Here is a 21,373-nt window from a genome sequence, read left to right on the forward strand (position 1 = left end):
GTTACCGTTCTCCTGCCCACATTGGTAGGGGTCAGGCACGCCTGACCCTGCGGTTGCCGACCCCTGCCCGAATTCCCAGTTAATATCGGGTTGCGTAGGACCCGAGCATTTTTTCGATCGGCATGACAACGGACGGGGCATGCCCCGCCACTACGGTTACCGTTCTCCTGCCCACATTGGTAGGGGTCAGGCACGCCTGACCCTGCGGTTATCGTTGGAATTATTCTTTCGCGATAGGCGTTTCGCTGATGGCGACAGTTTCATCCCCCTGGATCTGCTTCACGCGCTGTTCCACCTTCTGTACGGCGCTGGCATCTTTCAGCAGCGTGTAAGTCAGGGTGAACGCGGTGCTCTGCCCCGGCTGTAGCTGTTTCACCCGTCCCTGCTCTTTCTCAATGGTGACCGGATAAGCATAGTTGGTGCCCGGCTCAATCCCGGTGACATAGCCCTGTTTCAGGGTGTCGGTATTCTTCCACATGGTCAGCAGCGGAAGCTGATGAGTATCAAACTCAATCGAGGCACCTTTATCGCCTTTACTGTTGATCACCGCCGCCACGGTTTTCCCGTTGCTGTCGGCTTTCGGCGTCAGGTTGAACACCATTTCATCAAAGTCTTTGGTCGGTGCACCGTAAACATTCCAGCCATCCAATCCTTTTTTGGCGTAGTCATTAAACGGCGACACGGATTTCAGCGGCGCAATAAACCGCGCATCTTTTTCAAGGATCGGCGTGCCGAAGTTGCTGTGATAGATAATCTGGTAGTCGTGCGGATAATCGGCCTGATTGGTCAGCACATCATGCACGGTAAAGGCATCTGACCCCGGTACATAACGCAGCTCCGTCCAGGTTTCGAGATTCGCTTTTTTGAAGGTCGTCTCTTTTAGCAGGCCACGAATGCGGATTTCATGCGGGGCTTTATCATCAACGATCACTTCAACCTTAGAGGCTGGCGTATTGCCCGCTTTACCGTGAAGGGTGTAGATCACGCCGTCTTTGGTCACCGGGTGGCCGGTCCACTCAAAGCCGCAGCGCACCATCATTTCGTTAAAGCCTTCCAGCCAGCCCAGCCCGTTACGGCTTTCCAGATTGATGTTAGCCGGGTTAACCACTTCCTTCACCGGGGAATCCCAGCCCAGACGAACGCCGTGGCCCGTGACTTTTAACAGATCCATGCCGCGCGTCGGGCTGAGGCTGATGGTCAGGCCATTTTTAGTGGTGATGGTCAGCACTTTGGAGCCTTCCTGCTTACCGCCATGCAGAACTTTTTGCTCAATGCTGAAGCTTTCACCCGCCAGTTTCAGCTGCTGGCTGTTAATCTGCCAGTTTCCCTTCTCCGTACTGCTTTCAGCATCTGTCAGCAACCAGCTTTGCGCTGCTGCCTGACCGCTGATCACCGCCATCACTACCCCTGCCAGAAGTGTTTTTTTCATGGTTCTTATCCTTTAGCTGAATTGATTAAGCTTTATGGAACCACAGACTACAAATCAGCGTAGGATAAAAACGTGACAGGTATCACCGACTGATTTATTGGGTGTTTTTACTCCCTCAAACGTGCACCAGGTCACTAAAAAATGCGCTAACCGATCGAGATACATGAATAAATGTGATTAACATCTTTTATGCGCACCAGGAAATTTAAACGATTCAGCTAAAACACCCTCTGCCTGTCGCTCATACCGGTAAAGGCCAGCCCGCAGTGAACAAGTGCGATCGCCTGTCCCCGCAATATTGCATCCCACTGGTGCTGGCGTTAAGGTGGTCACCCGTTGTAGATAACAAGTGATTAACAGGGTATGAGCTTTTCGGCATTTGGTGAAAAATTTACGCGCCATTCAGGTATTACGCGCCTGATGGAAGATATGGGTGAAGGTTTGCGGACCCGCGGCACGGTGATGCTGGGTGGCGGAAATCCTGCGCAAATCCCGGCGATGAACGACTACTTCCAGCAGTTACTGCAACAGATGCATGATGAAGGCAAGCTGGCAGAAGCCCTGTGTAACTATGACGGGCCACGCGGTAAAACCACGTTACTGGATTCGCTCTCTGCCCTGCTGCGTGAACAGCTCGGCTGGGATATCGCCCCGGAAAATATCGCCCTGACCAACGGCAGCCAGAGCGCTTTCTTCTATCTGTTTAACCTGTACGCTGGCCGCCGCGCTGACGGCAGAAAAAAACGCGTGCTGTTCCCGCTGGCCCCTGAATACCTCGGCTATGCCGATGCCGGGCTGGATGAAGATCTGTTTGTCTCAACGCGGCCGAATATTGAAATGCTGCCGGAAGGCCAGTTCAAATACCACGTGGACTTTGAACATCTGCATATCGGTGAAGATACCGGGCTGATCTGCGTATCGCGTCCGACGAATCCGACCGGAAACGTGATCACCGATGACGAATTACTTAAGCTGGATGCGCTGGCACAGCAGCATGACATTCCGCTGCTGATTGATAACGCCTATGGCGTGCCGTTCCCCGGCATTATCTTCAGCGAAGCCCGTCCGCTGTGGAACCCCAATATTATTCTGTGCATGAGCCTGTCCAAACTCGGCCTGCCTGGCGCACGTTGCGGCATTATTATTGCCGATGAAAAAGTGATCTCGGCGGTCAGTAATATGAATGGCATTATCAGTCTTGCACCCGGCAGCGTCGGACCGGCGATCGCCAATGAGATGATCCAGCGCGGTGATTTGCTGCGACTGTCGGAAGAGGTGATCAAGCCGTTCTACCAGGAACGTGTGATCCAGACTATTGCCGTTATTCGCCGCTATTTGTCACCTGAACGCTGCCTGATCCATAAACCCGAAGGGGCAATTTTCCTCTGGCTGTGGTTTAAAGATCTGCCGATCACCACGGAAGTGCTGTATGAGCGGTTGAAAAGGCGCGGTGTGTTGATGGTGCCGGGCCATCTCTTCTTCCCGGGGCTGGAGCAGGAGTGGCCACATACGCATCAGTGCATGCGCATGAACTATGTGCCGGATAGCGATAAAATTGAGCAAGGCATTACGATTCTGGCCGAGGAAGTCGAGCGGGCACATCGTGAAGGATAAAATAAAGGCCACCCGCTGACGTGGGTGGCCCGTTAACAACAGCGTATTATTTCAGAATTTCGATGCGGCGCGGTTTATGGGCTTCGGGTACCACGCGTTCCAGGTCGATATACAGCAGGCCGTTTTCTAGCTTGGCATTGCGCACATGTACGTGTTCAGCCAGCTGGAATTTGCGCTCAAAGTTGCGTTCGGCAATACCCTGATACAGGTAGGTGCGCTCCTGCTGCTCGTCCGGATGTGATCCGCGGACGCTGAGAAGATTGTCGTGGGAGGTAATCTCCAGTTCACTCTCAGCAAAGCCGGCGACAGCAATCGTAATACGGTAGTTGTTTTCGCCCACCAGCTCGACGTTGTATGGCGGGTAGCCACCATTGTTGGTGCCCTGGTTTTGGCTGGTTTCCAGCAGGTTGATCAAACGGTCAAAACCAATGGATGAGCGATAAAGTGGGGCAAGGTCAAAATTACGCATGTTACAGCTCCTGATATTCAGCGAGTAAGGGGTTCGGCCCTCCATAATGGACGGGTCGTCGGTTCAGAAAACTCAGCCCTGTCGGCACCGGTTTTACTGACCGTAAAAATAAAATGGTGATGAAATCGATGCTTTCAAGGGGAGAAATTACGATTTTTTTACCGGAAAGCAGCGAATGACATACACTCAGGGATGAGTTCGCCGGGCCATCGTGTCAGCCACCGCAGAGTGGTCAGGGTCAATCCACACGCCGGTAATGAGTCTCAGCCAGGTTGCAAAGACTGAAGGGATAATCACCAAGATGAAAACATTGAAGAAAAGTCATATTGCCGGATTTGTCGCCTGTATGTCGCTGATCAGTACCAGCGGTTGCTCAAGCGTGATGATGCACAGTGGTCCCAGCGATGGCTACTACCCGGGGACGCGGGCCAGTGCAGACGTACTGACCGATAAAGACAGTGGCTGGGTGATGAAGCCACTGGCGGCGCTCGATCTGCCTTTCTCTGCCGTGCTGGATACGTTACTTCTGCCGCTGGACTATTATCGCTCCGATAATACCGACTCGCCGCGTGAACGCGTACGCCGCAGCGAGCAGGAAAATCATACCAACGAAGTCATGTCGCAGACGATGGCGCCTTACGCCGCTAACACGTCTGCACCGTAAAGATCTGGCGGTAATCACTGCCGTCACGCAGATACGCCACAGATCGCCCATCGGGGGAGAACACCACGGCATCCGCCACAGGCGCAGTATCGCTGCGTCGGGTAATGCGCCGCAGTGTTCCGCTGGCCACCTCACAAAGGGTGATGCTGTTATCGCAGACAAAGACCAGCTGTTGCCCGTCCGGGTGCCAGCTAAATGCTGACTGAATATCATGCTCACTGTGTGTCACCTGACGCGGTTCGCCACCCAGCGGTGAGACCGTCCAGAGTTGTACTATCCCGGCATCATCTTTCATCAGAAACGCAATGGCACTGCCATCCGGTGAACTGCGTAGCCAGTGACGCGGCGCAGTAGCAAGACCCGGGAAGCGACGACCGTGGGTAAACGTCAGACGACGCTGCTGCACCCCCTTCGGTGGGGCAGGCAGTCGGGTGGACGTCCCTTCCAGCGGCTCATCGCCCGCTATCGCGAACGCGGCATTGCTTTCCGGCAGATCGACGATAAAGACTTCCGGCACTTTTTCACCTGTCTTCGCAACGGTATCGCCAATAAATGCCAGCGCCCAGCGCTGACGAACGCCGTCGCTGCGCAGATAACCCTGATGGCCAATCCAACCCTCTTCATAAGCGCGGGTGATCTCATCGCTGCCCGGCTGAGGTGTCACCGTGGTCCGGCTGACCAGCACGCAGTAGTGGCTGCCATCATATTCACGCGGGTGATCGATCGGTGGGCACACCGCATGCAGCGGCACCGCCACCCCCACGTTACGCAGATCCTGCGCCACATCCCACTCATGCATCACATGGTCGTTATAGGTAAAGCTCAGACGTGAACCGTCCGGGCTGAACACATGCACATGAGAACCACCACGCAGCGCACCGGCCGTAAAAGGCGGCGTGATATCGCAGGCATCAAGGTTTTCCGCCACGCCCTGCTGAATAATCACACCGCGACGATGGTGGAAATCATAGTGCCACTGGCTGTCCGGGTGTTCCGGTCCATGAATGCACACATAGCGCGCAGGCAGATCAGGGCTGGCCGTGACCACACCCACATGTGCACCTTCGCGCGCCTGATAGAGCACTTCCGTTTCACCGCTGACAACGTTGACCCGTTCAATGGTCAGCCCGGTAAATGAAGCGCCAGAGGGGCGTACGTCATATACCAGCCACTGGCTGTCTGCCGTCCAGACGTTAATATTGGTCAACTGATGATGACGCGGGGAAAAGGTAAGCTGTGTTTCTTTCATGGAAGGAGGCCCTTAACACGGTTTTGCTAAGGGTAATGCATTCGGCGGACTTAAGGTATCCGCCGTCTTACAGCAGGCAATGAATTACAGCACAAACTTCTCAATGGCGACGGCAACGCCATCTTCAAGGTTGGAGGTGGTGACAAACTGTGCAATGGCTTTGACGGCGTCGATCCCGTTACCCATCGCAACGCCGGTTCCGGCAAACTCCAGCATCGCCAGGTCATTTTCCTGATCGCCGAGCGCCATCACTTCTTCACGCTGTAAACCAAGACGGTCGGCCAGCGCTTTCACCCCGGCACCTTTATTAACCTGTTTATTCAAAATCTCCAGGAAGTAAGGTGAGCTTTTCAGGATGGTATTACGCGCTCTGGCTTCGGCAGGAAGGCGGGCAATCGCCGCATCCAGCAGTTCCGGCTCATCAATCATCATCACTTTTGGGAAGGTCATGGAGATATCCATCTCCTCCACCGGGCGATAACGCAGCGGAATGCCAGTCAGGCTGGCTTCATGAATGGTGAAACGGCTGATATCTTTGTTCGCGGTGTACAGATGGGTCTGCGTCAGCGCCTGGAAATGTACACCCAGTTCGCGTGCCAGCTGTTCGTAATAAAGATAATCGTCAAAGCTGACCGCCACTTCTGCAACGCATTCACCGGTATCGGCTTTCTGCACCAGCGCGCCATTATTGCTGATGCAGTACTGCCCTTCCTGTTGCAGACCCAGCTCCGCCAGGTAGCGCTGGATACCGATAAACGGGCGACCCGTTGCCAGTACCACCGCCACGCCTTTGTCGCGTGCGGCCTGAATCGCCTGCTTCACTCGCGGCGTCACTTCGTGCTGCGGGTTCAGCAGCGTGCCGTCCATATCAATCGCAATCAGTTTAATCGCCATACCATCCTCGTTAGCTCACAATTTGTCACCATGCTAGCGCGATTCAGCTCACGATGACCAGTCTGATCACGGAATGAACGGCACGTCGCCATCAGTGGCGCGTGGCCAGCGGTTTATTCACAAAGAAGCCATAGCTGATCGCACCCATCATCAGCAACCCGGCGCCCAGCAGGAACACATTGGTGAATTTACCCGTCATATCCAGAATCACCCCGGTAACAATCGGTGCCATTGCCGCTCCCAGGAAACCGCCGAAGTTCTGAATAGCCCCCAACGACGCGACCTGATCTTTCGGTGCAATATCCGTGGCCAGTGTCCAGATGGCGCCCTGTGGCATCTGAGAGCAGAAATAGCCCAGCGACAGCAAGGTAATCGCCAGCGGTGTGCTCTCCACAAACGGGATCGGCGCAACAAAGCAGGCTGCCAGCGCCGCACCCGCCACAATCGGGATCTTACGTGCATGGATCGCTTTCATTCCGCTGCGCACCAGTTTATCAGAGAGCATTCCCCCCACCAGCACACCCAGAATCCCGGCAAAGAAAGGTATCGAGGCAATCCAGCCAGTCTGTTTCAGGCTGAAACCCAGGGATTTCTCCAGATAGCTTGGCAGCCAGGTCAGGTAGACCCAGATGGTGAACATAATCGAGAAGTTACCGATCACCATAAACCAGGTGGTACGGTGCTTAAACAGTGCGCCCCAGCTGGTTTTTACCTGCTTCTCACCCTCGGCAGTCACGCTACGGTGGCCGGCATGAATCAGTGCATCTTCACGTGCATCCGGGTCACGGTAGAATTTCCACCACGCCAGCATCAACGGAATACCCATCAAACCAATCGCCATAAACATGCCGCGCCAGCCGAAGCTCAATAACAGGACGGTGAGGATCGGCGGAGCAATGGCGTTGGCAATCTGCGAACCGGTGTTGATGATCGAGGTCGGCAGGCCACGTTCTTTATCGCCAAACCAGCGATGGGTGATTTTAATACCGGAGGTAAAGAACGGCGATTCAGAAATACCCAGCAGCATACGCAGGCCATAAAACACCGAATAACTGTTCACAAAAGCGGCGAGGAAGGTAAAGCCAGACCACAGACCCAGCGCCCAGGAGAACATGCGTTTCGGGCCAAACTTATCCACCAGCCATCCCGCAGGCAGGTTAGCCAGCGCGTAAGGCCAGAGGAAGGCGGACAGTAACAGCCCCATTTCCGTCTGCGAGAAGCCGAACTCGGCAGCGATGGTGGTATTGGCAATGCTGAGGTTGGCACGGTCAAGGTAGTTCACCACGGCGGCCAGCAGCAGGATCAGAATGATGCCCCAGCGCAGACGGGATATCTGCGGCGGGTTGGTGGTCAATGGCTGCGTGCCAGAGGCAGTAACAGAGGCATTTTTCATGAGGTTCTCTCGTCAGTAAACAGGCTCAGGTGGATTTTGATCACCGCTTTGCGGAGGCGGGAAACACCGTGGGTCTGGCAACAGGGGCGATGAACATCATGGGGAAACAACACCACAAAGGTGTCGGCTTCCAGCGCAATCATCGATTCATTATGGGTCTGGTGATAAAACACAATATCGTGCTGCTCTGCGCGGTCTTCGACCACCTCGTGAGAGGGGTGCGCACGCGCCACGCCGATCGTCTCTTCACCGGAGAGCAGATACTGAATATCGACGTATTTGAAATGCGACTCGGCACGCATCTCGCTGGCCGGGACGGTGTCCATCGTCTGGTACAGACAAAACATTTTGTTCTCAGGAAGGATGTCGAACTTACCGGGTTCCAGCGCGGAAAAATCCGTTGCTGCAATCCATTCCAGAGCCTGGTTAATGACCGGATGCAGGGTATGACGTTCCCTCGCCCAGTCGTTGCGATCGCAAAAAATCATGGTTGTAGTCCCGTTTTCACTCGCATCGAACGAGTTTTTGTTATTTGTTTAGCGGGTTGTGGGGTACAGCGGGCAGCCCCGGACAGGGCCGCCCGGCGCGAAGGTTAGCCCGCGATTTTCTTTTGCCACAGCGCAGTGCCCTGCTGGATTTGATCCAGCAATACGCCGAGGCCCCAGAATTTTTCCAGCACGTTATCTTTATTCACCCGGCAGAACTCACTGTCGAACGTGCCGAGCTGCTGGTGATAAATTTTGGCGTTTTTCGGGTAGCCGAGGGTTTCGGTTACCGCAGACAGTGACAGGAATAACGACAGTTCCTGCGCTTTCTCCGGCTGCTCTGCGCCATGGTGGTAGAGCCAGTGATACAGCTCAGGATGGAAGTTAGTGAACACACCGCTGAACCCTTTGGAGCCGGACTGGATGGCGGGCCAGGCAATGGCGGCATTGGCATTGATGATATTGAACGGTGTGCCTTCTGCCAGCTTCACGCGGCGCTGCACGGTAGGCAGGTCGCAGCTCACATCCTTCAGCACCACAAAACGGCCGCTGTTGGCGCAGAAGCTGAACTCTTCATCGGTCAGCAGGCGGCGATACGGTGCCGGGCACTCATACAGGCCCAAAGGCATGGTCACCGGCAGGGCTTCCAGCAGGGCGTTCAGCGTGGAGAAGAACACCTCACTGCCTTCGTTTTTCGGGTCCAGATGGTTGGTGACCAGCACCAGCGCATCAATACCGGTGTTGGCCATCGCGCTCAGTTCGGTAATCTGCGCATCCAGCGCATCGCTGATATGGCCGGAGGCAATGACCGGTACGCGGCCCTGGACCTTTTCCACCACAAATTTTGCCAGATCCACGCGCTCATCCAGGCTGAGGAACTGCATTTCGCTGGACTGGCAGACAGCAAACAGCGCATCCACGCCTTGTGTCAGATACCAGTTAATCAGCCGCTCAAGACCCGGGTAGTCAATCTGGTTATCAGCGGTAAACGGCGTCAGCATGACGGGAACAATACCTTCAATCTTCTTCATTTGGTTCTCCTGAAGCAGCAGTGCTGCATGAAAGTCAGTCGGATTTAATGCTGCGCCAGACGCGCAACCACCTGAGGGTGATCGGGCATATTCGATGCCCCTTCGCGCTCTACCGCCAGTGAAGCAAACGCCGCGGCATAGGTGGCCGCCTGCGCAATAGTCTGTCCTTTCGCCAGCGCCGCGGCGAAGGCTCCGTTAAACGCATCGCCTGCACCGGTGGTGTCGACGCTGAGTGCCGGAAACGCGGCAATATGCTGAAACTGACCGTTCTCGAGGATCAGCGCCCCACGCGAACTCATGGTGATAATCACCCGCTTCGCTCCCTGACGCACAATCGCCAGGGCCGCTTCTTTCGCGCTGTCGAGGTCGTTCACCTCCACGCCGGAGAGCAAAGAAGCCTCGGTTTCATTCGGCGTCAGTACATCCACATACTGCAGGCACGCCAGCGCATCTGCTGAGAAAGGTGCCGGATTCATAATCACGCGCACGCCCAGGGTGGTGGCCAGTTTCATGGCGTTCAGCGTGGCGGAAAAATTGTTTTCCAGCTGCACCAACAGCACATCAGACCCCGCCAGTTCATGCGTCATTTCTGCCACTTCGGCGTCGGTTAACGTCTTGTTGGCCCCGGAATAAATGGCGATCATATTTTCGCCATCCTGCTGCGATACATAGATAATCGCGTTACCCGTTGGCTCTACGTCACTCTGATACAGCCTGAAAGAGTGAATATCTGACGCCGACAGATGGTCGAAAGCGAACTGGCTGAACTGATCGGTACCGACTTTGGAGACGAAGTGAACACGCGCTCCGGCACGGCTGGCCGCCATCGCCTGATTCGCCCCTTTGCCACCCGGCCCCAGCGTACTGCCCAGCGCCAGCAGGGATTCCCCGCCTTTCGGAAAACGTGCCACTTTCGCCACGATATCGACGTTAAACGAGCCGAGGATGCACACCCGGCCTTGTGTCTGGGTGCTGTCGCGCGGTGCTGAACGCTGACGCTGGTTCTCCAGCCGCTGTAACAGCACCTCAAAGTTACCGCCGGTTTCCGAAATCAGCTTGGCCTGTAAGTTGCGGCGAATCACCATCGCGCCACCATGACAGCGCTGGATCATTCCCAGGCCCGCCAGTGCTGCCAGATCGCTGCGAATGGTCTCTTTGGAGACGGCAAAGGCGGCAGCAAGCCAGGCGACACTCAGGCTTTCATGCTGGTCGAGATAATCGAGAATGCTGTTACGCCGTTGTTCCAGATACATAGTCACCTCTTGCTATTCAGTAGCCTAAGGGAGCACGTAAAGTTTAAAAGTGATAGCGGTCATAGCGCTCGGGGAAAAACGGAAGCAAACGGAAGTGAAACCAAAAGGCGGTGAGGTAAAAACGAAGGCAGACAGGTCGATGCGCCTAACATGAGAACAGAACGTGTCGAAATTTACTCACTTTTTCGACATGAGGATGACAGGCGAAAAAAAACAGACCCGGGGGGTCTGCTTATTGATGCGGGGCGACCGGGAAAAAAGGTCGCCCCCTGCAACATCAGATATCGATATTCGCAGCGCGCAGCGCATTCTCTTCGATAAAGGCACGGCGGGGCTCTACCGCATCGCCCATCAGAGTGGTGAACAGCTGATCGGCGGCAACCGCGTCTCGAATGGTCACGCGCAGCATACGACGGCTTTCCGGATCCATGGTGGTTTCCCACAGCTGATCCGGATTCATTTCGCCCAGACCTTTGTATCGCTGAACCGTCAGACCACGACGTGACTCTTTGACCAGCCACTCCATTGCCTGCTCAAAGCTGGCAATTGGCTGACGGCGCTCGCCACGTTCGATAAACGCGTCTTCTTCAATCAGACCACGCAGCTTCTCGCCCAGGGAGCAAAGCTTACGGTATTCACCGCCGAGCATGAAATCCGTATCCAGAGCATAATCAGTATCCACACCATGCGTCTTGATGCGCAGCACCGGTTCAAAGATGTGCAGTTCCAGATTTTCACGTACCAGGCCGCTGTAGCTGCTGCCGTGCTGATCGTTATCGTTCAGATACGTGACCAGCTCATCCATCCAGGCCCGTACCGGCGCTTCTGCTGCCAGTTCGCTCAGCGTCGGGTTGTAAACCAGCGCGTTCAACAGCGCCACCGGATAACGGCGCTCCATACGTTTGATCATCTTACGCGTGCTGTTGAACTCTGATACCAGGTCCTCCAGCGGCTTGCCGCCCAGGGCCGGAGCACTGGCGTTAGCATGCAGCGAAGCGCCGTCCAGTGCGATGGAAATCTGATACTGGTCCATCGCGTCATCATCTTTGATGTACTGTTCCTGCTTCCCTTTTTTCACCTTGTACAGCGGCGGCTGGGCGATATACACATGGCCACGCTCGATGATTTCAGGCATCTGACGGTAGAAGAAGGTCAGCAGCAGCGTACGGATGTGAGAACCATCCACGTCGGCATCGGTCATGATGATGATGCTGTGATAACGCAGTTTGTCCGGATTATATTCGTCACGGCCAATGCCGCAGCCCAGCGCGGTGATCAGCGTTGCCACTTCCTGCGAAGCGAGCATCTTGTCGAAGCGCGCTTTCTCCACGTTAAGGATTTTACCTTTCAGCGGCAGAATGGCCTGGTTTTTACGGTTACGTCCCTGCTTGGCAGACCCGCCCGCAGAGTCCCCTTCCACAAGGTAAATTTCAGAAAGTGCCGGGTCGCGTTACTGGCAGTCCGCCAGTTTGCCTGGCAGACCAGCCAGGTCCAGCGCGCCTTTACGGCGGGTCATTTCACGTGCACGGCGAGCCGCTTCACGGGCGCGGGCGGCGTCGATGATTTTACCCACAACGATTTTGGCATCGCTCGGATTTTCCAGCAGGTATTCCGCCAGCAATTCGTTCATCTGCTGCTCAACCGCCGTTTTTACCTCGGAAGAGACCAGTTTATCTTTGGTCTGTGAGGAGAATTTAGGGTCTGGCACTTTGACTGAAACAACAGCAATCAGGCCTTCACGCGCATCGTCACCGGTGGCACTGACCTTGGCTTTTTTGCTGTAGCCTTCTTTATCCATATAGGCATTCAGCGTACGGGTCATCGCGGTACGGAAACCAACGAGGTGCGTCCCTCCATCACGCTGGGGGATGTTGTTGGTAAAGCAGTAGATATTTTCCTGGAAACCATCGTTCCACTGCAGCGCCACTTCCACACCAATGCCGTCTTTCTCAGTAGAGAAATAGAACACATTCGGGTGGATCGGGGTTTTGTTCTTGTTCAGATACTCAACAAACGCCTTGATACCACCTTCATAGTGGTAATGGTCGCTTTTACCGTCACGCTTATCTTCCAGCTTGATAGAAACGCCAGAGTTCAGGAACGACAGCTCGCGCAGGCGTTTTGCCAGAATTTCGTATTCGAATTCAACGACGTTGGTAAAGGTTTGATGGCTTGGCCAGAAGCGCACGCGTGTTCCGGTCAGATCGGTTTCACCGCTGACGCTTAACGGCGCCTGCGGCACACCATGGACATAGATCTGCTGGTGAACTTTGCCTTCACGACGAATGGTCAGTTCCAGTTTTTCTGACAGGGCGTTAACCACGGAAACACCCACACCATGCAGGCCGCCGGACACTTTATAGGAGTTATCATCGAACTTTCCGCCTGCGTGCAGCACGGTCATGATCACTTCAGCGGCAGAAATACCTTCTTCTTCATGGATACCGGTAGGAATACCGCGGCCATCATCCTGCACAGACACAGAGTTATCTGCATGAATAGTGACAAGAATATCGGAGCAGTGACCGGCGAGTGCTTCGTCAATGGCGTTATCCACGACCTCAAATACCATGTGATGCAGACCGGTACCGTCATCCGTATCGCCGATGTACATACCCGGGCGCTTGCGTACCGCATCCAGCCCCTTGAGAACTTTGATACTGGAGGAGTCATAAGAATTCGACATCAACTTTTCTCGCTCGTTTAATCTTCAGGTTGAACCACTATTTTACCTTGTTCTACAGTGAACATCTTGCCCTTTTCATCAGTCATGTCGAAGACATGCTCAGCCGCAATGGCACTGACAAAAACCTGGGCCTGAGTGGCTTTTAAACGCGCTGCCAGCAGGTGGCGACGGGTTTCATCCAGCTCAGAGGCAAAATCATCTATCAGATACAGGCAACGTCGCCCGTTCTGTCGGGTGAGAAACTCACCCTGCGCCAGCCTCAGGGCGCACATCAGCAGCTTTAACTGGCCGCGTGACAGCAAATCTTCCACCGGCGTCCCCTCTGCGCGAATACGAAAATCCGCTTTATGAGGGCCACTGGCAGTGTAAGTCAGTGCCCGATCGCGCTCAAAACTGCGTTCGAGCAGGTCGGCATAATCACTCTCTTTATCCCAGCCGCGCTGATAAGAGAAACTCAGCTGAAATTCCGGCAGAAACTGGGCACAGGTGGCGTTAATATCTGCTGCAATCGCCTCACTGTAGGCCGCACGCCACTGGCTTATCTGTTCCGCCAGCGGTGCCAGCTCCTGATCCCAGGCGCGGATCTGCTGGTAGCGCGACACCTGGCGCAGCGCTGCATTACGCTGTTTCAGCAGGCGCTTGAGGTTACTCCAGGCGCTGAAAAAACCCGGCTCATTGTGAAAGCAGCCCCAGTCGATATAAGCACGACGATACTTCGGCCCCCCGTTCAGCAGGGTAAATCCCTCAGGCGTGATCAGCTGCATCGGCAGCATCTGCGCCAGTTCGGCCACTTTATGGCCGTCGCTACCGTCAACCCGCACCCGGCTGTCACCGGCGCGGTTTTTGGTCAGCCCAACCGACACTTCCCTTTCCGCCCCGGCGATACGCCCGTGCAACACAAAGGCGTCCTGCTCATGGCGAATGACCCTGCCCGCCTGCAAACTGCGAAAGGCACGGCCATGACCGAGGGTATAAATCGCTTCCAGCACGCTGGTTTTACCGCTGCCGTTGGGCCCCACCAGGAAGTTAAATCCGGGGGCCAGCGCGAGGTCCGCGTTTTCGATATTACGGAAATCTTTGATAAGCAGGCGGGTTAAAGCCATAGCAGGATCCAGAGCAACGGAATGTCTGGGTCAGGCATGCCTGACCCCTACGGAGATGAAGATGAACTCAGCAATTACAAGCGCATTGGCATCACAACATAGGCCGCTGACTGACTCGCTGCATCTTCAATCTGGACGCTGGAAACGGAATCCGTCAGCAGCAGACGAACATTCTCGCACTTCAGCGCGTTCAGGACATCCAGCACATAGCTGACGTTAAAGCCGATTTCGAGATCGGTGCCACCGTAGGTCACATCCAGCATCTCTTCCGCTTCTTCCTGCTCCGGGTTATTTGCCGTAATTTTTAGCTGATTTTCGCTGATATAGAGGCGAACACCGCGGAATTTCTCATTAGAGAGGATCGCTGCACGGGAAAAGGCCTGCTTCAGAAGATCACAGCCTGCATCGAGGGTTTTGTCCGGGTTCTTCGGCAATACACGGCGATAATCCGGGAAGCGGCCATCGACCAGCTTCGAGGTGAAAATAAAATCACCCACATGTGCACGGATATTGTTGCTGCCGATCTGTACCTGTAACAGGGTATCGCCGCCATCCAGCAGACGCACCAGCTCAATGACCCCTTTACGCGGCACGATCACCGAATGGCTGGGGAGCTGCTGGCCCACCGGCATTGAACAGACCGCCAGGCGGTGACCGTCGGTGGCCACAGTACGCAGCTCTTCACCTTCAGTCTCAAACAGCATTCCGTTCAGGTAATAACGCACGTCCTGATGGGCCATAGAGAACTGCGTGGCTTCAATCAGGCGTTTAAGGGTCGCTTGCGGCAGTGTGAATTCGACCTCGCTCTGCCAGTCATCCAGGTTAGGGAAATCACTGGCAGGCAGGGTAGAAAGCGAGAAACGGCTGCGGCCGGAGCGCACCAGCATTCTTTCACCTTCCAGAATCACCGTGATTTCAGCGCCTTCCGGCAGACCCCGGCAGATATCAAAGAATTTGCGTGCGGGTACCGTCGTGGCACCAGGCTCATGGTCCTGCGTCAGCGCAACGCGCGCCACCATTTCCATTTCCAGATCGGTGCCGGTCAGCAACAGCGTGCCTTCATTAACCTGCAACAACAGGTTGCCAAGAATCGGCAGCGTCGGACGACCGCCTAATGGGCTGCTAACTTGCTGTAATGGCTTGAGTAAATGCTCACGTTCTACAATAAATTTCATAGTCAGGAAGATAATGTTCTGATTAGATTTGAGAAATCTTCTTTAATGTCATGACTCTCTTCACGCAGCTGCTCAATTTTACGGCAGGCATGTAGCACTGTGGTGTGGTCACGACCCCCGAAAGCATCACCGATTTCCGGCAGACTGTGGTTGGTCAGTTCCTTGGCCATCGCCATCGCCATCTGGCGCGGGCGTGCAACCGAGCGGGAACGTCGCTTCGACAGCAGATCGGCGACTTTAATTTTATAATACTCAGCAACCGTCTTCTGAATATTATCGATAGTTACCAGCTTCTCCTGCAAGGCCAGCAGGTCACGTAAGGCTTCGCGCACAAAATCGATCGTGATGGCACGACCGGTAAAGTTGGCGTTGGCGATCACGCGGTTTAACGCACCTTCCAGCTCACGCACATTAGAACGCAGACGCTTGGCAATAAAGAACGCCACTTCACCCGGCAGGCGAATGTCATTTTCATCCGCTTTTTTCATCAGGATCGCTACGCGGGTTTCCAGCTCCGGCGGCTCGATCGCCACCGTCAGGCCCCAGCCAAAGCGGGATTTGAGTCGATCTTCCACACCATTGATCTCTTTCGGGTAACGATCCGAGGTCAAAATGATCTGCTGATTACCTTCCAGCAGGGCATTAAAGGTGTGGAAAAACTCTTCCTGCGATCGCTCTTTATTGGCAAAAAACTGAATGTCATCGATCAGCAGTGCATCCACTGAGCGGTAGTAACGCTTAAATTCTTCGATGGCGTTGTTCTGTAGCGCCTTGACCATGTCCTGCACAAAACGCTCCGAGTGCATATACACCACTTTCGCGTTTGGCTTACGGGCCATGATCCCGTTGCCGACCGCATGCAACAAGTGCGTCTTACCGAGACCGGTACCACCATAAAGGAATAACGGGTTATACGCGCCACCCGGGTTATCAGCCACCTGACGTGCCGCCGCACGTGCCAGCTGGTTTGATTTACCCTCAACGAAATTGTCAAAGTTATGCTTGGTGTTCACATTTGAGCGGTAAGACAGCTCCGCCGGTGCCGGCATATTGTCCCAGCTGGGGCGCATCGGTGCAGGGCGGCTGATGATGCCTGGTGAGCTGGCATGTGCCGTGGCCATCACCGGCTGGCTGATGGTTTGCGCGACGGGCTTACTGCCCACTTCAAAGCGCAGCAATGGCACATTTGCCCCGCAAAAATCATTTAGCAGAGCATTGATATTATTCAGGTATTTATCCCGAACCCAATCGAGTACAAAACGGTTTGGTGCATACAAGGCCAGCGTATTGTCATTCAATTCGGCCTGCAAGGGGCGTATCCACATGCTGAATTCTGTGGCAGGTAGCTCATCCTGCAGGCGGGCAAGACACTGTTGCCAAAGCGTAAGTGACACGGCGGACTCCACTCGAAAAAATTCGATAAGAAATAAAAGCGCTGAAGCGATAATTTCATCATTGTTGACGCATGCCGATGAAACACATGCGAACCGCTATCCACGGTTACTCCGCCCGTCCCCGGCACATCTAATGCTTAAGGGGTAGGATCGACCCGAAGGATCGTTAGCGGAAGGGCGGATCATAGCGTAAAGCGCCGCAGAGATCTTCACTTTCTACACAGTTTTGATCCAATTTATCCACAGGCGTGTACAGCGGGGATAAGTTTACGCCACCCTGAGCAAAAGGCATTCAGGATCGTCTGCATTCATTGAAATTTAATGGTGCCGTCACGTTATTGCCGCAAACAGCCTGCAACAGGATCGCCAGAAGATCCTGCGCGATCCTTGCGCTTTTTCCTGGACGCCGTATAATTCTTGCCCCGGCGTGTGCGCCATGGCCGTTTTGGCTGTTTTTGCGGTCACTACGGGCAATCAGGATGCGCTTTTTCACGCGAAGTAAATTGACTCTGGACTGTACAATTATTACAATCCCGCCTCTTTATTAAAGACACACTGAGGCGTCGGTCGTTTTTTCGGGCCAGATAACGCGTCACCAAGTGAAATTTTTCAAGTTTAGGTAGAAATCGCCATGAAACGCACTTTTCAACCGTCCGTACTGAAGCGTAACCGTTCACACGGTTTCCGTGCTCGTATGGCAAATAAAAATGGTCGTCAGGTTCTGGCACGTCGTCGTGCTAAAGGCCGTTCTCGTCTGACCGTTTCTAAGTAATAAAAGCTAACCGCTGAGTGGTTAAGCTCGCATTTCCCAGGGAGTTACGTTTGTTAACTCCCACTCATTTCACTTTCGTCTTCCAGCAGCCACAACGGGCTGGCACGCCGCAAATTACTATTCTCGGCCGCCTGAACGCGCTGGGGCATCCCCGCATCGGTCTTACCGTCGCCAAAAAACATGTTAAACGTGCTCACGAGCGTAACCGGATCAAGCGATTGACCCGCGAAAGCTTTCGTCTGCGTCAACATGAGCTTCCGGCGATGGATTTTGTCATCGTAGCGAAAAAGGGTGTTGCCGATCTGGATAATAAGGCACTGACGGAAGCGTTGGAGAAACTATGGCGTCGCCATTGTCGCCTGGCTCGCGGCTCCTGATCGGGCTGATACGCGTCTATCAACGCGTTATCAGCCCGCTGTTAGGACCCCACTGCCGTTTCCATCCCACCTGTTCGCAATACGGAATTGAGGCATTGCGCAGGTTTGGGGTGATAAAAGGGAGTTGGTTGACGATGAAACGCATATTAAAATGCCACCCCTTGAACCCGGGTGGCGACGATCCGGTGCCGCCACATAACCATTGATCCCAGAGAACATTAACGATGGATTCGCAACGCAATCTTTTCCTCATCGCTTTTCTGTTCGTGTCCTTCATGATCTGGCAAGCCTGGCAGACGGACCACGCTCCGCAGCCATTGCAGACCCAGACCACGCAAAACACGACCAGTGCAGCCGGTGATGCCGCCAATCAGGGCGTACCTGCCAGTGGCCAGGGCAAAACGATCACCGTTAAGACTGATGTCCTGTCTTTAAATATCAATACTCGCGGTGGCGATATTGACCAGGCGTTATTGCTGACTTACCCGGATTCACTGGGTTCAGACAAGCCTTTCCAACTGCTGGAAACCACACCTGGATTCCTGTATCAGGCCCAGAGCGGTCTGACTGGTCGTAACGGCCCGGATAACCCGGCAAACGGTGCACGTCCTCTGTATACCGCAGGCCAGGATCACTTCGAGCTGGCTGATGGCCAGAGCGAGCTGCGTATTCCGCTGACCTTTACCGCGGAAAACGGCGCAACCTTCACCAAGACCTTCGTTCTGAAACGTGGTGAATACGCGATTAATGTCGATTATCAGATCAACAACGCCTCACAGCAGCCGCTGGAAGTGTCAATGTTCGGTCAGCTGAAGCAGTCTATTGACCTGCCGAAGCATCGCGATACCGGCAGCAGCAATTTTGCTCTGCACACTTTCCGTGGCGCGGCTTACTCCAGCAGTGAGACAAACTACGAAAAGTACAAATTCGATAAAATCAGCGATAACGAAAACCTGAGCACCACGACCACCAATGGTTGGGTGGCAATGATGCAGCAGTACTTCGCCACCGCATGGGTTCCACAGACGGCGGGTAACAACACGCTGTACACCAGCAATCTGGGTAACGGAATCGCTGCGATTGGCTACAAATCTGCACCGGTCACCATCGCACCAGGTTCTCAGCAGCAGCTGGCAGCCACCCTGTGGGTGGGCCCGGAAATTCAGGACAAGATGGCAGCTGTGGCTCCCCACCTTGATCTGACCGTGGATTACGGCTGGTTGTGGTTTATCTCTCAGCCGCTGTTCAAACTGCTGAAATTCCTGCATACCTTTATCGGTAACTGGGGCTTCTCCATTATCGTTATCACCTTCATCGTGCGTGGCATCATGTACCCGCTGACCAAAGCGCAGTACACCTCGATGGCAAAAATGCGCATGTTGCAGCCTAAGATTCAGGCGATGCGTGAGCGTTTAGGTGATGACAAGCAGCGTATGAGCCAGGAAATGATGGCGTTGTACAAAGCGGAAAAAGTGAACCCGCTGGGTGGCTGTCTGCCTCTGGTTATCCAGATGCCTATCTTCCTGGCCCTTTACTACATGCTGATGGGCTCGGTAGAACTGCGTCATGCGCCGTTCGCCCTGTGGATCCATGACCTGGCAGCACAGGACCCGTACTACATTCTGCCGATCCTGATGGGTATCACGATGTTCTTCATTCAGAAGATGTCGCCAACCACCGTGACCGACCCGATGCAGCAGAAGATCATGACCTTTATGCCAGTGATCTTCACCGTGTTCTTCTTGTGGTTCCCGTCAGGTCTGGTGCTGTACTACATCGTCAGTAACCTGGTGACCATTCTCCAGCAGCAGCTGATTTATCGCGGCCTGGAAAAACGTGGCCTGCACAGCCGCGACAAGAAAAAAGCGTAATCTGTTGATGCCGTAGGGGCGGACCCTCTTTTTCGGTCCACCCGTGCCAAAATCACGCACAATGCTTACACTAAGGCGGTCATTATGACCGCCTTTTTATTTCCAAAAGAGAATTCAACATGAGCCATAGCGATACTATCGTCGCGCAGGCGACCGCGCCAGGACGCGGCGGCGTCGGCATTCTGCGTATTTCTGGCAGCAAGGCCGCAGAGGTCGCGCAGTTACTGCTGGGAAAACTGCCTAAACCGCGTTACGCCGACTATCTGCCGTTCCGTGATGCCGACGGTGGCACTCTCGATCAGGGCATTGCGCTGTGGTTCCCCGGCCCGAACTCGTTTACCGGCGAAGACGTACTGGAACTTCAGGGCCACGGCGGCCCGGTGATCCTCGATCTGTTGCTGAAGCGCATTGTGGCACTGCCCGGGCTGCGAATTGCCAATCCGGGGGAGTTCTCAGAACGCGCCTTCCTCAATGACAAACTGGATCTGGCACAGGCTGAAGCGATTGCCGACCTGATTGATGCCAGCTCCGAGCAGGCAGCACGTTCCGCCGTTAACTCATTACAGGGCGTATTTTCTGCCCGTGTAAACCATCTTGTGGAAGCACTTACTCACCTGCGGATCTATGTAGAAGCGGCCATCGACTTCCCGGATGAGGAGATCGACTTCCTTTCCGACGGTAAAATTGAAGCGCAGCTGAATCAGGTGATTGCCGATCTGGACGACGTACGTGCCGAAGCCCGCCAGGGCAGCCTGCTGCGTGAAGGAATGAAAGTGGTGATCGCCGGGCGTCCAAATGCCGGAAAATCCAGCCTGCTGAATGCACTGGCCGGACGCGAAGCCGCGATTGTGACCGATATCGCGGGTACCACCCGCGATGTGCTGCGCGAACATATCCATATTGATGGCATGCCGCTGCACATCATTGATACCGCAGGATTACGCGAAGCCAGCGATGAAGTTGAGCGCATTGGCATCGAACGCGCATGGAATGAGATCGAACAGGCCGATCGTGTGCTGTTTATGGTCGATGGTACCACGACGGGTGCGACCGGCCCGGCCGAAATATGGCCGGACTTTATCGCCCGACTGCCACAAACGTTACCGATTACCGTGGTGCGCAACAAAGCCGATATGACAGGTGAAGTGCTGGGCATCGAAGAAGTAAATGGTCACTCACTCATTCGTCTTTCGGCCCGCACCGGCGATGGCATTGATGTTCTGCGCGACCACCTGAAACACAGCATGGGCTTCTCTGGCAGTATGGAAGGTGGCTTCCTGGCTCGCCGACGCCACCTTCTCGCACTGGAGTTAGCAGCCACTCACTTACAGCAGGGCAAAGACCAACTGCTGGATGCATGGGCCGGTGAATTACTGGCAGAAGAGCTTCGCCTTGCCCAGCAGGCGCTGAGTGAAATTACCGGAGAATTCAGTTCGGATGATCTGCTGGGGCGTATTTTCTCCAGTTTTTGCATCGGGAAGTAAACACCCGGTGTGATCGCTCTATTCCACCAG

The 21,373-nt window shown here is 54.6% G+C and carries 17 protein-coding genes and 2 pseudogenes; 7 read left to right on the forward strand and 12 right to left on the reverse strand.

From position 1 onward, the window contains the following. Positions 1-220: 220 nt before the first annotated feature. Entirely contained in the window at positions 221-1,429 is a 1,209-nt protein-coding gene (locus tag WH279_RS02080) for an aldose 1-epimerase family protein (protein ID WP_339454859.1), read from the reverse strand. 363 nt (positions 1,430-1,792) lie between these two features. On the opposite strand from WH279_RS02080, the gene WH279_RS02085 reads away from it, so the two are divergent. Further along, on the forward strand, positions 1,793-3,043 hold the full coding sequence (locus WH279_RS02085; RefSeq protein ID WP_339454860.1) for a valine--pyruvate transaminase: 1,251 nt from the start codon (positions 1,793-1,795) through the stop codon (positions 3,041-3,043). Positions 3,044-3,089: 46 nt separating this feature from the next. On the opposite strand, the gene ibpA is transcribed toward WH279_RS02085, so the two are convergent. Beyond that, a complete protein-coding gene (gene ibpA, locus WH279_RS02090; protein ID WP_133844789.1) occupies positions 3,090-3,512 on the reverse strand; it encodes a small heat shock chaperone IbpA in 423 nt (140 codons plus the stop codon). Positions 3,513-3,813: 301 nt separating this feature from the next. On the opposite strand from ibpA, the gene WH279_RS02095 reads away from it, so the two are divergent. Continuing rightward, positions 3,814-4,176 carry a YceK/YidQ family lipoprotein gene (locus tag WH279_RS02095; RefSeq protein WP_339454861.1) on the forward strand — a complete coding sequence of 121 codons (363 nt, stop codon included), beginning with the start codon at positions 3,814-3,816 and terminating at the stop codon, positions 4,174-4,176. Here the strand turns inward: WH279_RS02095 and WH279_RS02100 are convergent. The 10 genes and pseudogenes from WH279_RS02100 to dnaA form a co-directional block, all read right to left on the reverse strand. After that, entirely contained in the window at positions 4,157-5,425 is a 1,269-nt protein-coding gene (locus tag WH279_RS02100) for a DUF3748 domain-containing protein (RefSeq protein ID WP_339454862.1), read from the reverse strand. The two genes, WH279_RS02095 and WH279_RS02100, sit on opposite strands and share 20 nt — an antisense overlap. An 84-nt stretch (positions 5,426-5,509) precedes the next feature. Beyond that, on the reverse strand, positions 5,510-6,319 hold the full coding sequence (yidA, locus tag WH279_RS02105) for a sugar-phosphatase (protein ID WP_339454863.1): 810 nt from the start codon (positions 6,317-6,319) through the stop codon (positions 5,510-5,512). Positions 6,320-6,410: 91 nt separating this feature from the next. Beyond that, positions 6,411-7,712: an MFS transporter gene (locus WH279_RS02110; RefSeq protein WP_133844798.1), complete on the reverse strand. Its 1,302-nt coding sequence runs from the start codon at positions 7,710-7,712 to the stop codon at positions 6,411-6,413. Continuing rightward, entirely contained in the window at positions 7,709-8,200 is a 492-nt protein-coding gene (locus tag WH279_RS02115) for a YhcH/YjgK/YiaL family protein (protein WP_133844800.1), read from the reverse strand. The genes WH279_RS02110 and WH279_RS02115 overlap by 4 nt, the downstream gene beginning before the upstream one ends. Positions 8,201-8,304: 104 nt before the next feature. Further along, a complete protein-coding gene (locus WH279_RS02120; RefSeq protein ID WP_200642197.1) occupies positions 8,305-9,228 on the reverse strand; it encodes a dihydrodipicolinate synthase family protein in 924 nt (307 codons plus the stop codon). Positions 9,229-9,272: 44 nt separating this feature from the next. Continuing rightward, positions 9,273-10,481, reverse strand: coding sequence for a ribokinase (gene rbsK, locus WH279_RS02125; RefSeq protein WP_339454864.1), 1,209 nt, complete (start codon positions 10,479-10,481; stop codon positions 9,273-9,275). Between the two features lie 277 nt (positions 10,482-10,758). Beyond that, positions 10,759-13,167, reverse strand: a pseudogene (gene gyrB, locus WH279_RS02130) (DNA topoisomerase (ATP-hydrolyzing) subunit B). Positions 13,168-13,184: 17 nt separating this feature from the next. After that, complete coding sequence (gene recF / locus WH279_RS02135) at positions 13,185-14,270, reverse strand: DNA replication/repair protein RecF (protein WP_339454865.1); 1,086 nt, start codon at positions 14,268-14,270, stop codon at positions 13,185-13,187. A 74-nt stretch (positions 14,271-14,344) separates the two neighbouring features. Next, positions 14,345-15,445, reverse strand: a complete 1,101-nt coding sequence (dnaN, locus tag WH279_RS02140; protein WP_133844810.1) for a DNA polymerase III subunit beta — start codon at positions 15,443-15,445, stop codon at positions 14,345-14,347. 2 nt (positions 15,446-15,447) lie between these two features. Further along, entirely contained in the window at positions 15,448-16,839 is a 1,392-nt protein-coding gene (gene dnaA, locus WH279_RS02145; RefSeq protein WP_133844812.1) for a chromosomal replication initiator protein DnaA, read from the reverse strand. Between the two features lie 631 nt (positions 16,840-17,470). On the opposite strand from dnaA, the gene rpmH reads away from it, so the two are divergent. The 5 genes and pseudogenes from rpmH to mnmE all read left to right on the forward strand — a co-directional run bounded on the left by rpmH (position 17,471) and on the right by mnmE (position 21,343). Next, a complete protein-coding gene (gene rpmH / locus WH279_RS02150; protein ID WP_003023858.1) occupies positions 17,471-17,611 on the forward strand; it encodes a 50S ribosomal protein L34 in 141 nt (46 codons plus the stop codon). Positions 17,612-17,628: 17 nt separating this feature from the next. Further along, the gene (rnpA, locus tag WH279_RS02155) at positions 17,629-17,988 is read left to right on the forward strand and encodes a ribonuclease P protein component (protein WP_062744083.1); all 360 of its coding nucleotides are present in this window, start codon (positions 17,629-17,631) and stop codon (positions 17,986-17,988) included. After that, positions 17,952-18,210 (forward strand): annotated as a pseudogene (gene yidD, locus WH279_RS02160) (membrane protein insertion efficiency factor YidD). The gene rnpA and the pseudogene yidD overlap by 37 nt, the downstream one beginning before the upstream one ends. A 2-nt stretch (positions 18,211-18,212) precedes the next feature. Beyond that, a complete protein-coding gene (gene yidC, locus WH279_RS02165; RefSeq protein WP_133844818.1) occupies positions 18,213-19,859 on the forward strand; it encodes a membrane protein insertase YidC in 1,647 nt (548 codons plus the stop codon). 119 nt (positions 19,860-19,978) lie between these two features. Further along, the gene (gene mnmE / locus WH279_RS02170; protein WP_339454866.1) at positions 19,979-21,343 is read left to right on the forward strand and encodes a tRNA uridine-5-carboxymethylaminomethyl(34) synthesis GTPase MnmE; all 1,365 of its coding nucleotides are present in this window, start codon (positions 19,979-19,981) and stop codon (positions 21,341-21,343) included. The last annotated feature ends 30 nt before the right edge of the window (positions 21,344-21,373 follow it).

The sequence above is a fragment of the Erwinia sp. MYb375 genome (assembly GCF_037479175.1).
In the GTDB taxonomy this organism is placed as follows: domain Bacteria; phylum Pseudomonadota; class Gammaproteobacteria; order Enterobacterales; family Enterobacteriaceae; genus Erwinia; species Erwinia rhapontici.

Excerpts from the sequence above, each read along its gene's own strand:
- WH279_RS02080 (WP_339454859.1), bottom strand. The coding sequence starts at position 1,429 with ATGAAAAAAACACTTCTGGCAGGGGTAGTGATGGCGGTGATCAGCGGT.
- WH279_RS02120 (WP_200642197.1), bottom strand. The coding sequence starts at position 9,228 with ATGAAGAAGATTGAAGGTATTGTTCCCGTCATGCTGACGCCGTTTACC.
- WH279_RS02115 (WP_133844800.1), bottom strand. The coding sequence starts at position 8,200 with ATGATTTTTTGCGATCGCAACGACTGGGCGAGGGAACGTCATACCCTG.
- mnmE (WP_339454866.1), top strand. The coding sequence starts at position 19,979 with ATGAGCCATAGCGATACTATCGTCGCGCAGGCGACCGCGCCAGGACGC.
- WH279_RS02085 (WP_339454860.1), top strand. The coding sequence starts at position 1,793 with ATGAGCTTTTCGGCATTTGGTGAAAAATTTACGCGCCATTCAGGTATT.
- recF (WP_339454865.1), bottom strand. The coding sequence starts at position 14,270 with ATGGCTTTAACCCGCCTGCTTATCAAAGATTTCCGTAATATCGAAAAC.
- ibpA (WP_133844789.1), bottom strand. The coding sequence starts at position 3,512 with ATGCGTAATTTTGACCTTGCCCCACTTTATCGCTCATCCATTGGTTTT.
- yidA (WP_339454863.1), bottom strand. The coding sequence starts at position 6,319 with ATGGCGATTAAACTGATTGCGATTGATATGGACGGCACGCTGCTGAAC.
- WH279_RS02110 (WP_133844798.1), bottom strand. The coding sequence starts at position 7,712 with ATGAAAAATGCCTCTGTTACTGCCTCTGGCACGCAGCCATTGACCACC.
- rbsK (WP_339454864.1), bottom strand. The coding sequence starts at position 10,481 with ATGTATCTGGAACAACGGCGTAACAGCATTCTCGATTATCTCGACCAG.
- rpmH (WP_003023858.1), top strand. The coding sequence starts at position 17,471 with ATGAAACGCACTTTTCAACCGTCCGTACTGAAGCGTAACCGTTCACAC.
- yidC (WP_133844818.1), top strand. The coding sequence starts at position 18,213 with ATGGATTCGCAACGCAATCTTTTCCTCATCGCTTTTCTGTTCGTGTCC.
- WH279_RS02095 (WP_339454861.1), top strand. The coding sequence starts at position 3,814 with ATGAAAACATTGAAGAAAAGTCATATTGCCGGATTTGTCGCCTGTATG.
- dnaN (WP_133844810.1), bottom strand. The coding sequence starts at position 15,445 with ATGAAATTTATTGTAGAACGTGAGCATTTACTCAAGCCATTACAGCAA.
- WH279_RS02100 (WP_339454862.1), bottom strand. The coding sequence starts at position 5,425 with ATGAAAGAAACACAGCTTACCTTTTCCCCGCGTCATCATCAGTTGACC.